The organism is Lelliottia nimipressuralis, assembly GCF_041464075.1.
GTDB lineage: Bacteria > Pseudomonadota > Gammaproteobacteria > Enterobacterales > Enterobacteriaceae > Enterobacter > Enterobacter nimipressuralis.
Genome location: NZ_CP167172.1, coordinates 1084711 through 1098691, shown reverse-complemented (window position 1 = coordinate 1098691; position 13981 = coordinate 1084711). Strand labels below are relative to the sequence as shown.

Sequence of the window (13981 nt, the reverse complement as noted above, 5' to 3'; positions counted from 1 at the left end):
TCCTGGCTGAAAATGGCTCTATGATTAATGTCCAGTTTTCAAATAGTGGACTGCTTATGTCATCTCGTCGCTTCGGTAGCCAGTCGCTGGTGCGCCTCTTAGGCCACTGGCAACAGCCCTCCTCCCGCACGCCTTTATGGCGACAACTGGCGGACGCACTGCGCCTGTTAATTCTCGATGGCCGACTGGCCCTCGATACGCGCCTGCCCGGTGAGCGCGAACTGGCTACGGTGCTCAACGTGAGCCGCACGACGATTGCCAGCGCGCTCGCACACCTGCGCGACGCCGGGTATCTGGAGAGCCGCCACGGCAGCGGCTCCCGCATTATTCTCCCGGACAGCCACGCCGTCCCGACGCGAGCGGCCATCAGCACTGCGCTGGATCTCTCAACCGCCGCGCTCAGCGCCGGGCCGGAAATTCACCAGGCTTATACCCACGCGCTCACCGCCATGACCCAACACCTCTCTCACACGGGTTATGACCAGCTGGGCTTACCGGAGCTGCGCGAAACCATCGCTGCACGCTATTCTTCGCGCGGGCTGCCGACGCGGGCACATGAAATTATGGTGGTCAACGGTGCGGTCAGCGGCCTGGCGCTGGTGCTGCGCATGTTGACCGGTCCGGGCGATCGGGTGGTGGTGGATCATCCCACTTACCCGCTGGCGATTGCGGCAATCCAGGGCGCGTCCTGTCGTCCTGTTGGCGTGGCGCTGCCGGAATCGGGCTGGGATACGGACGGCTTTGCCGCGACGCTGGCGCAAACCGCGCCACGACTGGCGTACCTGATGCCGGATTTCCATAATCCCACCGGGCGCTGCATGGACATCGCCACGCGCCAGACCATCACCGATATCGCCGCACAAACCCGCACCACGCTGGTGGTGGATGAGACCATGGTTGATCTGTGGTTTGATGCGCCTCCCCCGCCGCCGCTGGCGGCGTTTAACCCGCAGGCCAACGTCATTACCCTCGGTTCAGCGGGCAAAAGTTTCTGGGGGGGATTACGCCTGGGCTGGATCCGCGCCTCGTCGCGCACCATTGCCACGCTGGCCCAGACGCGCGATACCCTCGATCTTGGATCGCCGTTGCTGGAACAGCTGGCCACCCTGTGGCTGATTGAGCACGCCGCCACTTTCCTGCCCGCAAGACGGCAGATGCTGACAGAACGCCGCGATCGCTGCAGCGCGTTAATGCGCGAGCATTTTCCGGAATGGCGTTTTCACGAGCCAGAGGGCGGGCTGTCGTATTGGGTGGAACTGCCGGGGATGGTCGCCACGCAGCTCGGCGCGCGGGCGGAGACGCTGGGAATTCATCTCGGCACCGGCACACGCTTTGGGCTTTCCGGGGCGTTTGACCGCTATCTGCGTATGCCTTTCTCAATGGATTCGGCGCAGCTGGAAAACGCGCTACTGCGAATTAAACCGCTGTGGAACTCGCTGAACAGAAGTGAAAGTTATTTAAAACGTGGCGTAATATAACCAGCGGAAAATAAAAACTGCTGGCTGCACTAGATGCAGTCAGCAGTTTTCACAGGTTTGTCATCAGTGCTGAGGAGGAATCGGAAAACCTTTCAGAGAAATAACGAAATTTTCTCCTTCTTTCTTTATTTTCGCGCCCGTATCACACCAGTCAGACGCAATGCGAAAGAACTCATCACTTCCTACATTCCAGCCAAGACGTACGTGTTTTACGTAGCCTGAACGAAGCAGATCGCAGGCCTCTTTGTAGTCGTTGGCAGTAGACAGTTGTTGTTTCATTTTCTCTTCTTCAGAAGTTTGCGTAGAGCCTTGATTTCTTTAGGAGTAAAAGGAGTCACACTCTCTTCTTCCGTATGCTGATTATCAATATCCTCTTCCGTTACTCCCGCCTCTTCCACTGCCTCAAACGCCAGCAGCAGCAGTTTTTCTGTCGTCACGCTTAAATTCTCGTTATTCGCTTCGGCATAATGACGAAGTCTCTCTTTTAGCGCTTCATCAATTTTTACGTTTAAGACTGCAGTGCCCATGTTTATCACTTCCCTTCGGAATAAGTTATTTAATTTAATACACGAAGTTACCGGGGCAATCCACTGATATATTTTTTGCTTATGACGGATTAAAAACACCCCGACATTAATTTGCCAGTCTATTATTACAGGTTTATGACAATATTATTTCATTGCAATGAAGGATATATTACATAACCCCTTTATATTCATGGGCAATGTTTTTAAAGGGGGAAAATTTTCAGAGAGGCAGAAATGGGTGGGGGCCCTGCCAGCTACATCCCGGCACACACGTCATCTGCCTTGGCTGCTTCCTTCCGGATCTGACCTGGTAAACAGAGTAGTGTTGCGGGAGAACCAACAGAGCCCCCATTGAGAGCGTTGTTACCCAACGCGCTGGCGCATTATCCCTGCACAGGATCGCAATTGCAAGTTAACCGCGACCGGATGATGGTTTATTGCGCAAACTGTGGAATTTATCCGAGATTATGCCCATCCCCGCATGAAATCTGCGCTGGACTGCGCGATTATGCCTGTCTAAATTAGACCCGAACTTCCCGCCCTTGTTCCGGAAGAATCGATGACCCTCTCAAAGGAGCGCCCCATGGATGAACATGACTCTTTCCCCCAACGGGTCTGGCAAATTGTGGCCTCGATTCCGGAAGGGTATGTCACCACCTATGGTGATATCGCCAGACTCGCCGGTTCCCCGCGCGCGGCGCGTCAGGTCGGCGGCGTGCTGAAACGACTGCCGGAAGGCAGTACGCTGCCCTGGTATCGGGTAGTAAATCGACATGGCGAAATTTCACTGACCGGCCCGGATTTGCAGCGTCAGCGCCAGGCATTGCTGTCTGAAGGTGTTCAGGTGTCAGGAAAGGGGAAGATTGATATGCAGAAGTATCGCTGGGCGTATTAACTGCCCTCCCCGCGAAGGAGAGGGCAAAGGTCAGACTTAGTACTGTGTCGGTGCAGGTACTGCAGAAGATGGGTTAACCTGCGTTGGCGACGTTGACGGAACCGTCGTCGCGGCACCACCGCCCTGCTGTAACGGCACGGCAGTCTGCTGAACAGGAACCAGCGTCAGGTCAGCTTTGGTTCCGCCCTGGTTGATCACCGGCTGTACCGTATCGGTAATGAACACCAGTTTGTCGTTCACGGTAATCGCTGCGCTCAGCAGGATACGCGCGTTCGGCTGGATTTCTGCCGGGTTAAACGGCAGCACAAAACTGAACGGTGACTGTTTCCCTTCGGTACGTACCGCTTTCTGCGACAGCACTTTAGACGGCGCATCGGCCAGAGAAGCATCCGACAGGGTCACCGTTAAGACGGCGTCCGGCGGCAGGGCCACTTTCTGGCGGATCCACACCGTACCGGAAACGTTAGGTTGCTGCATGGTTGGCTGTGTCGTCGCTCCCGCGGCATTTGGGTTTGGCGCTGGCGTCTGGATGTCAGCACTTTTATCCGCACAGGCAGACAGAGCAACCGCTACCGCTAAACCACTAAGCATGTGCACGAGTTTCATTGAGTTCTCCTTATCTTCAATGCACCAGCGGGATCGATCCCGCCAAGAGTCGTTAGCAAATACATAACGTGACTAAGTGTGGCACATATCACTTATATATGCCTGGTTTCAGCCGCTTATTCAGATTATTGCACCCATCGGACCACTCTCCTTTTTACGTTATAATCATCCTATCTTTCGCCACGGCGTTTATTGAGGACCACTATGAGTCAAGCATTGAACAATCTGCTGACATTACTGAATCTGGAAAAAATTGAAGAAGGACTCTTTCGCGGGCAGAGCGAAGACCTTGGCTTACGCCAGGTTTTCGGCGGCCAGGTGGTGGGACAGGCGCTGTATGCCGCCAAAGAGACCGTGCCTGCAGACCGTCTGGTGCACTCGTTTCACAGCTATTTTTTACGTCCTGGCGACAGCGCAAAACCGATAATCTATGACGTCGAAGTGCTGCGTGACGGCAACAGTTTTAGCGCCCGCCGCGTCGCGGCAATCCAGAACGGCAAACCGATTTTTTATATGACGGCGTCATTCCAGGCACCGGAAAGCGGTTATGAGCATCAGAAAACGATGCCGCCTGCCCCGGCACCGGATGAACTGAAATCGGAAACGGACATTGCCCGGGCGCTGGCGCATCTGTTGCCGCCGCAGGTGAAAGAGAAATTCCTGTGCGATAAACCGCTGGAAATCCGCCCGGTCGAGTTCCATAACCCGATGAAGGGCCATATCGCCGAGCCAAAACGTCAGGTGTGGATCCGTGCCAACGGTGCAATGCCGCAGGATCTTCGCGTTCACCAGTATCTGCTGGGCTATGCGTCAGATTTCAACTTCCTGCCGGTGGCGCTACAGCCGCACGGCGTGGGCTTCCTCGAAAAAGGGATGCAGGTCGCAACCATCGACCACTCCATGTGGTTCCATCGTCCGTTCGACATGAACGAATGGCTCCTGTACAGCGTGGAAAGCACGTCGGCGTCGAGCGCGCGCGGGTTTGTTCGCGGGGAGTTTTATACGCAGGATGGCGTGCTGGTTGCCTCTACGGTGCAGGAAGGGGTAATGCGAAACCGGGGATAATCTGTGCCCTTACCTCGCCCTCTTCTCGTGACGGTCCGTGACTGAGGGAAAAAATAAAGCCTCCCATCGGGAGGCTTTTTGCTACAGGAGAAACTCAATCAGCTCAGGCGTTGTACGCATTCTCGCCGTGGCTGTTCACATCCAGCCCTTCGCGCTCTTGCTCTTCCGGTACACGCAGGCCAACGGTCATGTCCGCCAGTTTGTAGCCAATGAAGGCCACAACACCCGACCAGACGATAGTGATGGCGATACTTTCCAGCTGAACCAGCAGCTGATGGCCCATGGTCACGCCTTCTGCGTACCCTACGCCACCGAGGGACGTCGCGGCGAAGATACCGGTCATGATGCAGCCAACGATACCGCACACGCCGTGCACACCGAACACATCACACGGGTCATCGACACGCAGAACGCGTTTCAGCGCCGTTACGCCCCACAGACCCGCCAGACCGGCGACGATACCAATCAGCAGCGCGCCGCCGACACCGACATAACCACACGCCGGGGTGATGCCAACCAGACCGGCAATCGCACCGGAACAGGCGCCCAGCAGGGATGGTTTACCGCGTACCACCCACTCACCAAACACCCAGGAGAGGATTGCGCCTGCGGTGGCTACCACGGTATTTACGAAGGCCAGCGCGGCGATTTCGTTTGCAGCACTTGCTGAACCGGCGTTGAAACCGAACCAGCCAAAATAGAGGATTGCCGTACCGGTGAAGACCATCGGCAGGTTGTGCGGTTTAAACGCCTCTTTGCCAAAGCCCACACGCTTGCCAATCAGGTATGCCCCGACCAGTCCTGCAACCGCAGCGTTAATATGCACCACCGTGCCGCCTGCGAAGTCCAGCGCACCGTGAGACGCCAGCAGACCGCCGCCCCAGACCATGTGCGCAATCGGCACATAAGAGAGTGTCAGCCATACCACCACGAAGATCAGCACGGCGGAGAAACGAATACGTTCTGCCAGCGCGCCGACGATCAGGCCGACGGTGATACAGGCGAATGACCCCTGGAACGCCACGTGGATGTACTGATAGAAGCTCCCCATCAGGGCAGTCAGCTGGATATTTTTCAGCATCGCCCAGTTGAAGTTGCCGAAGAAGGCGTTGCCTTCGCCGAAGGCCAGCGAGTAGCCGTAAACTACCCACAGGACGCAGACCAGCGCGAAAGTCACTGCGACCTGCGTCAGCATGGACAGCACGTTCTTACCGCGGATCAGACCGCCGTAAAACAGCGCGATGCCCGGAATTGTCATGAACAGCACCAGCGCGGTGCAGATCATCATAAAGGCGTTATCCGCCTTGTCGGCTACCGCAGGAGCCGCCATCGCCAGGCCCGGCAGCAGTGCCAGAGACCCCAGAGCTGTTTTGATTGTTGCTTTCTTCATTTTCTCGATCCCTATCACTGTGTGCCAGGAGTTACTTACAGTGCAGCTTCGTCAGCTTCGCCCGTACGGATGCGAATGACGCGCTGCAATTCGGCAACGAAAATTTTGCCGTCGCCAATTTTTCCGGTGTAAGCCGCTTTGCTCACCACATCAATCACCTCATCGAGTTGATCGTCAGCGATAGCCACATCAATCTTCACTTTAGGCAGGAAGTTGACGCTGTATTCGGCTCCGCGATAAAGCTCCGCATGGCCCTTCTGACGACCAAAGCCTTTCACTTCGGTAACCGTCAGTCCCTGAATCCCCATTGAAGACAGTGCTTCACGAACGTCTTCGAGTTTGAATGGTTTGATGACAACCGTAACCAGCTTCATAGTTCCTCTCCAGTCAGAATTCGATAATGGCCGCGTTTTACAACAGAGGTATTGCAAGGGGTGTGCCAGAGTTTGAAAAGGCGAAGAAATCAGGCGGGAAAGGCAGGAAATGGCACTTCTGAAGAAATGGATAAAAAAAACGCACCATGACAGTGCAGGGTGCGTTTCATTTTTGCACCAACAGAAATCCCTGTTAGCGCGGTGCTTAATTTTGGTGCATCAGGCGCTCAGAGACTCCTCTTCGCGCGTGCTGGCGGCCAGCTCTTCTCCGGCCAGCTGCAGCTGGTACATTTGCCAGTATCGTCCTTTCGCTTCCAGCAGCTCGCGATGCGTGCCGCGCTCGACGGCTTGCCCGCGATGCAGCACCAGAATGGTATCAGCATCAACAATCGTCGAGAGACGGTGCGCAATCACCACCAGCGTGGTCTTCTCCCGCACTTCCGCCAGCGCCTGCTGAATGGCCTGCTCGGTGCCGGAATCAATGCTGGCCGTCGCTTCGTCGAGAATGAGCACCTGCGGCGTTTCAATCAAGACTCGCGCCAGCGCCAGCAGCTGCTTCTGCCCCACGGAGAGGTTATTCCCCTGCTCGCCCAGTTTGGTGTAGATCCCATCGCTCATGGTGCGTGCCAGCTCTGCCAGCTGGACTTTCTCCAGCACCGCCCAGACCTGCGCTTCGCTAAACGGACGGCCCAGAGTAACGTTGGCAAAGAAGGAGTCGGCCATTACTACCGGGTCCTGCTGCACCATCGCAATCCCCTTGCGCAGCACGTCGTGGCTCAGGGTGGAGAGCGGACGGCCATCAAGACGGATTTCACCGCTCGTAAGCGGGTAATACCCCATCAGCAGGCTGGCGAGGGTACTTTTGCCGCTGCCCGTATGCCCCACCAGCGCGACAAAGCTGCGCGACGGGATATCAAGATGAATGTCCTGCAGCACCAGACGATCTTCGCGATAGGCAAAGGAGGCATGATCGATCTCGATCGTGCCGCTTTTCAGTTCGCGCTCGTCGTCGCCGTAGGTTTGTCGTGGACGATCCATCAGCTCGAAGACGCGTTCACCGGCGACCACCGCCTGCTGCAGAATGGATTGCTGTGTCGTCAGTTCGATCAGCGGCTCGTTCAGACGCCCGAGGTAGCTGATAAATGCGTACAGCACACCCACTTCAATTGTGCCGCCCGCGCCGAAACCAAACAGCATCAGCAGACCGCACAGCACCAGCGCCGAAAACAGGCTCAGCAGCGGACGCAGGAGGAAACCATCCAGACGCAGGGTTTGCATGCGCGCCATATAGTGCGAGCGGCTCGCCTCGCCCATGCGTTCGCCAAAACGTGCCTGCTGGCGGAACTGCTGAATCACGCTCATGCCGTTGATGACTTCGTTAAAACCGTCGTTAATGTCCGCCAGATAAGCGCGAACCCGGCGCACAATCGGCGTGCTGTAGCGCTGGTAAATCACCATGACGATCAGCACCGCCGGGAAGATGGTGATTGCCACCAGCGCCATACGCCAGTCGAGGCTGAACATCGCCACCAGCATGGCGCCGACGAGCGCGGCACTGCGCAGCACCGTGGCGACCACGGTCACGTACAGGTCGCGGATCACTTCCGTATCGTTGGTGACGCGGGAGATCACTTGCCCGACGGGCTGAGTATCAAACTCGCTCAAGGGCTGGCGCAGGGCCGCATCCATCACGTCGGTGCGCAGCTGTTGTACTACGCCGACCGCCGCCTGGTTAAACAGCAGCGACTGAGCATAGTGCAACGACGCCGCCAGCAGCTGAAGCCCGACGTAAGCCGCGCCCAGCCCGGCAACCAGTCCCAGCGGCAGATAGCTTTTGGCGACCATGTTGTCGATGAAATAGCTGATCAGCAGCGGGCCACTGACTTCGGCAATCGCCGCCACCCACAGCATCACCACCGCGATAGAGAGCGGTTTTCGCCACGGCGAACCATAGGCCAGCAGGCGTTTCAGCGTCGGCCACAACTGGGTAAACTTACGCATGGGTGGCCTCCTCGTTCAGATCTGGCGCGTCGTCCAGGGCCGCCTCCAGCTGTTGATAGCGGTGCATATCGCGATACCACCCGGGCTGTTCCGCAAGCTGATCGTGATGCCCGCGCTGGGCAATATGCCCGTGCTGCATCACCAGAATTTCGTTCGCTTCCGTCAGGGCCGAGAGCCGGTGGGCGCTAATAATCACCGTCCGCCCTTCGCCCCACTGACGCAGGTTATGCAGAATCTGGTGTTCCGTGCGCCCGTCGACCGCGGAGAGTGCATCGTCGAGGATCAGAATTTCAGCGTTCAGCAGCAGCGCACGCGCAATGGAAATACGCTGTTTCTGCCCACCCGACAGCATCACGCCACGCTCGCCCACTTCGGTGGCATAACCCTGCGGCAGGCGCAGAATATCGTCATGAACGCTGGCCAGGCGCGCTACGTGCTCAATCTCTTCCTGCGTCGCCGTGGGATGGCCCAGCGCGATGTTGTTGGCAACCGTATCCGAGAACAAAAACGGCGTCTGACTGACGACCGCCAGGCGGCTGCGCCAGGCGTCCAGCTGCAGGCGCGTTAGAGGAATATCGTGAAAACAAATGTCCCCCTGGGTGACATCAAAGTGACGCTGAATCAGCGACAGCACGGTGCTTTTCCCGGCACCGGTTGGGCCACAGATCCCCAGCATCTGTCCTGGGCGCAGCGTAAAGTTGACGTTTTCCAGCGTCGGGCGTTCGGTTTGCGGATACGAAAACGCCGTAATCGCCACCTCCAGCACACCGCGCCCTTCCGGCACGGATTCGCTGCCGTCGTTCACCACCGGTGCTTCCGCCAGCATCGCGCGAATACGGCTGTACGCCGCGCTGCCGCGTTCGACGATATTAAACATCCACGCCAGCGCCAGCATTGGCCAGATCATCAGCCCAAGATACATGGCGAAGCTGGTCAACTGACCGAGGGTCATGGAGCCGTTGACCACCATCCAGCTCCCGCCGCCGATTGCCAGCAGATTGGCGGTGCCAATGGCGATATAAATCGTCGGGTCAAAGCGCGCATCAATTCGCGCCACGCGCAGGTTTTTCGCGCCGGTGTCTGCGGCATCGGCGGCAAACTGCGCCGACTGGCGATCTTCAAGGCCAAAGGCTTTGATCATGCGGATGCTGGTCATGCTCTCCTGCGTTCTGTCGTTCAGAGAGGAGAACGCCGCCTGGGCCAGTTTGAAGCGCTCGTGTAACTGCTCGCCGAAGCGGTTGATCGCCAGCGCCATGAGGGGCATTGGCAGCAGCGCCAGCAGGGTAAGCTGCCAGCTGATTTGCGTCGACATCACGATCAGCACCGCGCAGCCCATCACCAGCGAATCAACCAGGGTTAACACCCCTTCCCCGGCGGCAAACACCACGCGATCCACGTCGTTGGTGGCGCGCGCGATCAGATCGCCCGTGCGGTGGCGCAGGTAGAATTCAGGATGCTGGCGGCTAAGCTGACGATAAAAATCTTCGCGTAGCTCCACGGCGAGCTGATACGACGCGCCGAAGAGCAGCACGCGCCAGACGTAGCGCAGCAGGTAGACAATCACCGCAGTCAGGACCAGCGTGCCGATCCACATCATCACCCGTGCGGTGGTGTAATGTTGTTCTGTGACGCCATCCACCACATATCCCACCACTTTCGGCGGAATGAGCTGGAGAATGGCAATAATAATAAGCAGGGCCACTGCGCCGAGATAGCGTCGCCACTCCCGGCGGAAGTACCAGCTTAACTGAGCAAATAATCGCACGCGGTAAATTCCTGAAGGTATTGTTCCGGCAAGGCCTGGAAGTTATTCAATGGGTAAAGCGGTGGTGTATTTAATCTGTTCCATGGCGAAGCTTGAGGTGACATCCGACAAGCCCGGCACGCTGTTGACCAACCGTTTGTAGAAGTCGTCATAGCGTTTCATGTCCGCCACCTGCACGCGCATCAGATAGTCGTATTCCCCTGCCATGCGCCAGAAACCAAGCACTTCGGGCATCTCGGAGACCTCGGTGACAAACCGGCAGTACCAGTCGCTGCTGTGGTGCTGCGTTTTTATCAGAACAAACGCGGTCAATCCAAGCCCCAGTTTTTCGGGATCGAGCAGCGCCACGCGGCCCAGCAAAACGCCGTCGTCTTCCAGTCTTTTTAGGCGTTTCCAGCAGGGTGTGGTGGTCAGATTAACGGCATCAGCGAGCGCCTGCAAAGAGAGGGTGCAGTCCTTTTGCAGCAGAGAGAGCAGCTTACGGTCAATTTTATCTAACATACCCCGCCTCACAGAGAATAATTTTCTCCTGACATTCTATTTTAAAGGCCAGATAGCAACAATTTTTTCTGTGCTTTTCGCTATCCTAGGCACAAAATGACAAATGGATACACACGATGAATAGCACCTGGGTCAAACACGCAATCAGCGAAATCAATGCCGACTATCAGCGCTCGGCGGACACCCATCTTATCCGCCTCGCCCTGCCGGGGTTTTCCGGAATTCAGCTCTACCTGAAAGATGAAAGCACTCACCCGACCGGCAGCCTGAAGCATCGTCTGGCGCGTTCGCTTTTTCTGTATGGGCTGTGTAACGGCTGGATCAACGAGGGCACCACGATTATTGAGTCGTCGTCGGGTTCGACTGCCGTGTCCGAGGCCTATTTCGCTCGTCTGCTTGGCCTGCCGTTTATCGCCGTGATGCCCTCCTGCACCGCAAAACGCAAAATCGAACAGATCGCGTTTTACGGCGGACGCTGTCATTTTGTTGAAAGCGCCTGCGAGATTTACGCCGCGTCAGAAATGCTGGCCCGCGAGCTGAACGGCCATTACATGGATCAATTTACCTTCGCCGAACGTGCAACCGACTGGCGCGGGAATAACAACATTGCCGACAGTATTTTCCGCCAGATGAAGAATGAACCGCATCCGGAACCGTCATACATCGTGATGAGCGCGGGCACCGGCGGGACCTCTGCCACCATTGGCCGCTATATTCGCTGCCAGGGTTACGATACAAAACTGATGGTGGTTGACCCGCAAAACTCCGTGTTCCTCGACTACTGGCAAAACCGTGACGCCAGCCTGCGCAGCCCGGTGGGCAGTAAAATTGAAGGTATTGGTCGCCCGCGCGTGGAGCCGTCGTTTATTCCTGATGTGGTCGATGAAATGCTGCGCGTGCCGGATGCGGCAAGTGTCGCCACCGCTCACTGGCTGGAAACGCAGCTGGGCCGAAAAGTGGGGGCTTCCACGGGGACTAACATGTGGGGCGCGCTACAGCTGGCCGTGCGGATGCGCGAAGAGGGCAAGAGCGGTTCTATCGTCACGCTGCTGTGCGACAGCGGAGAACGCTATCTGGACACCTACTACAACGCGGACTGGGTGAAAGCTAATATTGGCGACATCGAGCCGTGGAAAGCGCAAATAGCGCAGATGACAAAATAAAAAAAGCCAGACCGATAAACATCGACGTCTGGCTTGCTGGAAGGGTCTCACTATTCGGGGGAATACGGGAGGTTTGGTTTATCCAGCCAATGAGTCAAAAAATGGGACACCGCTTCGTTACGGCAATGTCCGATAACCGGGAGATGCGACAGCTCAGCAATCAGCTGCGGCATCGCATTTCCCATAATCACACCGCGACCTACGCTGCCCAGCATTTCGCGGTCGTTCATGGCATCGCCAAATGCCATACAATCCTGCATCGTTAAACCGAGGTGGTCACTCAGGACCGCCAGCGCAGACCCTTTGTTGCATCCCACCGGCAGCACTTCGAGACACTCCACCGCCGAGAAGGTCAGGTGCGCACGGTCGCCTAACGCTTCATTAAGCTGAATGCGCAGACGGCACAGATCGTCGTGATCGCCGCAGAAACAGATTTTCGTCACCGAGTGCGCAGGGATACGGCGCAGATCCGTCAGCTGGTAGCGAAAACCGCTGTAGACGTGCGCTTTCAGCAGTTCAGGGATCTCTTCGCCCGTCAGCCAGCCGGTGTCGTTAAACACGTGAATACTGGCCTGCGTATCCCAGGTGCTGTGCAGCACCAGATCTGCCACTTCCGGATCCAGATCCTGACGATGCAACATTTCGCCTTCCACCGAGTGAATGCGCGTACCGTTGCCGGTGATGAGAAAAGCATCCATCGACAGTTTGCCGAGCAGGTGGCGCATCTCCAGAACATGACGGCCCGTGGCAAACGTCAGGGTGATATCACGCTCATGCAGCCGCTTCAGCGTGCTCAGGGTTTTCTCTCCGAAGCGGTGATCCGGCATTAAGAGCGTGCCGTCCATATCAAATGCTGCAAGCCGCGCCATGATGACTCCGAAAATGTGATGGGGTTAATCTGGGTATCAGTATTGCCCGCGATATACGGAAGTAATAGTGAATAGATGATTATTATTGTTCCGGGTTTTTTACAGGCGTAAAAAAACGCTGCGGTTGCAGCGTTTTGATGAGGGAGAGAATCAGGCTTGATTAAGAAGCAGGTGCTGAATAAATCCAACATGCAGTCTGACGCCCGTCTGCAACGCCGCTTCATCCAGACGGAATCGCGGATTATGTACGCCGTAGGTCGCCCCGATGTGCTCATTGCCGCTGCCGATAAACAGGAAGCAGCCCGGTACTTTTTGCTGATAGGAAGAGAAATCTTCGCCGCCAAACAGGGGATGCGCAATCTCCCGCAGCGCCTGATCGCCGAGCGTGGCGCTAATCACTTTGCGGGCAATCGCACAGGCCTCGGGATGGTTATTGCCGCTGGCGTAACCCCGCGTCCAGTTCAGGGTAAACTGCGCGCCGTGCGCGGCGGTAATGCCCGCTATAATTTGCTCCATCCGCTGTGGCACCTGCTGACGCACGCTGTCGTGATGGGTTCGCAACGTCCCCGCCAGTTTGATGCGCTCCGGGATGACGTTATAGCTTTCGCCGCTCTGGAAGGTGGCGATGGTCAGGACCGGTACCTGAAGCGGATCGGTGCGACGTGACACCACATTTTGCAGGGCCGTCACCACTTCCGCGCCAATCACCACCGGATCAATGCACAGATGCGGCATGGAGCCATGCCCGCCCTTGCCCACAATGGTGATATCAAAATTATCCGTTGAGGCGCAGAAGACGCCCTCTTTCAGCCCGACTTCCCCCGTCGGGAAATTCGGCATCACGTGCAGCCCGAAGATTTTTTCCACACCATTGAGCACCCCGAGATCAACCAGCTCCTGCGCGCCTCCCGGCGGCACCTCTTCGGCGTGCTGAAAGATAAAGCGCACCGAGCCGTGCAGCATCGACTGGCACTGTGTCAGTACTTTCGCCGCCCCGAGCAGCATGGCGGCATGCGCATCATGGCCGCAGGCATGCATCACGCCCGGCACCGTCGAACAAAAGGCTTCGTCGTTCTCTTCCTGGATGGGCAGCGCGTCAATATCGGCACGCAGCGCGTAGCACGGCCCTTCATACGCCCCTTTCAGATCGGCAATGACGCTGTTGGGCGTCAGGCGCGTCAGCGTTAAACCGCCAAAACTGGCCAGTGCATCGGCAATATAGTCCGCCGTTTTATGCTCCTGAAATGAAAGCTCTGGATGAGCATGAATGTGTCTGCGCCAGCGCAAAACGTCCTCTTTCACTTCAGCCAGCATCGCTTCAATCGTAAATGCCATCACATGTCTCCT

14 protein-coding genes and 1 other RNA gene are annotated in these 13981 nt (G+C 56.9%); 4 read left to right on the top strand and 11 right to left on the bottom strand.

Going from position 1 to position 13981, the window contains the following annotated elements:
* Positions 1–56 precede the first annotated feature (56 nt).
* Complete coding sequence (locus tag ACB496_RS05120) at positions 57–1478, top strand: PLP-dependent aminotransferase family protein (RefSeq protein ID WP_371974608.1); 1422 nt, start codon at positions 57–59, stop codon at positions 1476–1478.
* Positions 1479–1541: 63 nt separating this feature from the next.
* On the opposite strand, the gene ACB496_RS05115 is transcribed toward ACB496_RS05120, so the two are convergent.
* From ACB496_RS05115 to ffs, 3 genes are all read right to left on the bottom strand, one after another.
* Positions 1542–1757, bottom strand: coding sequence for a hypothetical protein (locus ACB496_RS05115; protein WP_014069144.1), 216 nt, complete (start codon positions 1755–1757; stop codon positions 1542–1544).
* Complete coding sequence (locus ACB496_RS05110; protein ID WP_100777388.1) at positions 1754–2005, bottom strand: hypothetical protein; 252 nt, start codon at positions 2003–2005, stop codon at positions 1754–1756. The genes ACB496_RS05115 and ACB496_RS05110 overlap by 4 nt, the downstream gene beginning before the upstream one ends.
* Before the next feature lie 245 nt (positions 2006–2250).
* An RNA gene (ffs, locus tag ACB496_RS05105) (signal recognition particle sRNA small type) lies at positions 2251–2347 on the bottom strand.
* A gap of 241 nt (positions 2348–2588) precedes the next feature.
* Between ffs and ACB496_RS05100 the strand changes: the two genes are divergently transcribed.
* On the top strand, positions 2589–2900 hold the full coding sequence (locus tag ACB496_RS05100; RefSeq protein ID WP_371974607.1) for an MGMT family protein: 312 nt from the start codon (positions 2589–2591) through the stop codon (positions 2898–2900).
* Positions 2901–2936: 36 nt separating this feature from the next.
* On the opposite strand, the gene ACB496_RS05095 is transcribed toward ACB496_RS05100, so the two are convergent.
* A complete protein-coding gene (locus ACB496_RS05095; RefSeq protein ID WP_100777390.1) occupies positions 2937–3506 on the bottom strand; it encodes a YbaY family lipoprotein in 570 nt (189 codons plus the stop codon).
* Positions 3507–3710: 204 nt separating this feature from the next.
* On the opposite strand from ACB496_RS05095, the gene tesB reads away from it, so the two are divergent.
* Positions 3711–4571: an acyl-CoA thioesterase II gene (gene tesB, locus ACB496_RS05090; protein ID WP_371974606.1), complete on the top strand. Its 861-nt coding sequence runs from the start codon at positions 3711–3713 to the stop codon at positions 4569–4571.
* Positions 4572–4674: 103 nt separating this feature from the next.
* Here tesB and amtB read toward each other — a convergent pair whose 3' ends face one another.
* The 5 genes from amtB to ACB496_RS05065 form a co-directional block, all read right to left on the bottom strand.
* On the bottom strand, positions 4675–5961 hold the full coding sequence (gene amtB, locus ACB496_RS05085; protein ID WP_100777392.1) for an ammonium transporter AmtB: 1287 nt from the start codon (positions 5959–5961) through the stop codon (positions 4675–4677).
* A gap of 35 nt (positions 5962–5996) precedes the next feature.
* Positions 5997–6335, bottom strand: coding sequence for a P-II family nitrogen regulator (glnK, locus tag ACB496_RS05080; protein ID WP_012016323.1), 339 nt, complete (start codon positions 6333–6335; stop codon positions 5997–5999).
* 219 nt (positions 6336–6554) lie between these two features.
* Entirely contained in the window at positions 6555–8336 is a 1782-nt protein-coding gene (locus ACB496_RS05075; protein ID WP_100777393.1) for a SmdB family multidrug efflux ABC transporter permease/ATP-binding protein, read from the bottom strand.
* A complete protein-coding gene (locus ACB496_RS05070) occupies positions 8329–10101 on the bottom strand; it encodes a SmdA family multidrug ABC transporter permease/ATP-binding protein (RefSeq protein WP_371974605.1) in 1773 nt (590 codons plus the stop codon). The genes ACB496_RS05075 and ACB496_RS05070 overlap by 8 nt, the downstream gene beginning before the upstream one ends.
* A gap of 42 nt (positions 10102–10143) precedes the next feature.
* Positions 10144–10602, bottom strand: coding sequence for an Lrp/AsnC family transcriptional regulator (locus ACB496_RS05065; RefSeq protein ID WP_012016320.1), 459 nt, complete (start codon positions 10600–10602; stop codon positions 10144–10146).
* Between the two features lie 116 nt (positions 10603–10718).
* Here ACB496_RS05065 and ACB496_RS05060 point away from each other — a divergent pair, with 116 nt between their 5' ends.
* The gene (locus ACB496_RS05060) at positions 10719–11765 is read left to right on the top strand and encodes a PLP-dependent cysteine synthase family protein (RefSeq protein WP_100777395.1); all 1047 of its coding nucleotides are present in this window, start codon (positions 10719–10721) and stop codon (positions 11763–11765) included.
* A gap of 50 nt (positions 11766–11815) precedes the next feature.
* Here the strand turns inward: ACB496_RS05060 and cof are convergent, their stop codons facing one another.
* Positions 11816–12634: an HMP-PP phosphatase gene (gene cof, locus ACB496_RS05055; RefSeq protein WP_371974604.1), complete on the bottom strand. Its 819-nt coding sequence runs from the start codon at positions 12632–12634 to the stop codon at positions 11816–11818.
* Between the two features lie 150 nt (positions 12635–12784).
* Positions 12785–13969, bottom strand: a complete 1185-nt coding sequence (locus tag ACB496_RS05050) for an amidohydrolase (protein ID WP_371974603.1) — start codon at positions 13967–13969, stop codon at positions 12785–12787.
* Positions 13970–13981: the final 12 nt, after the last annotated feature.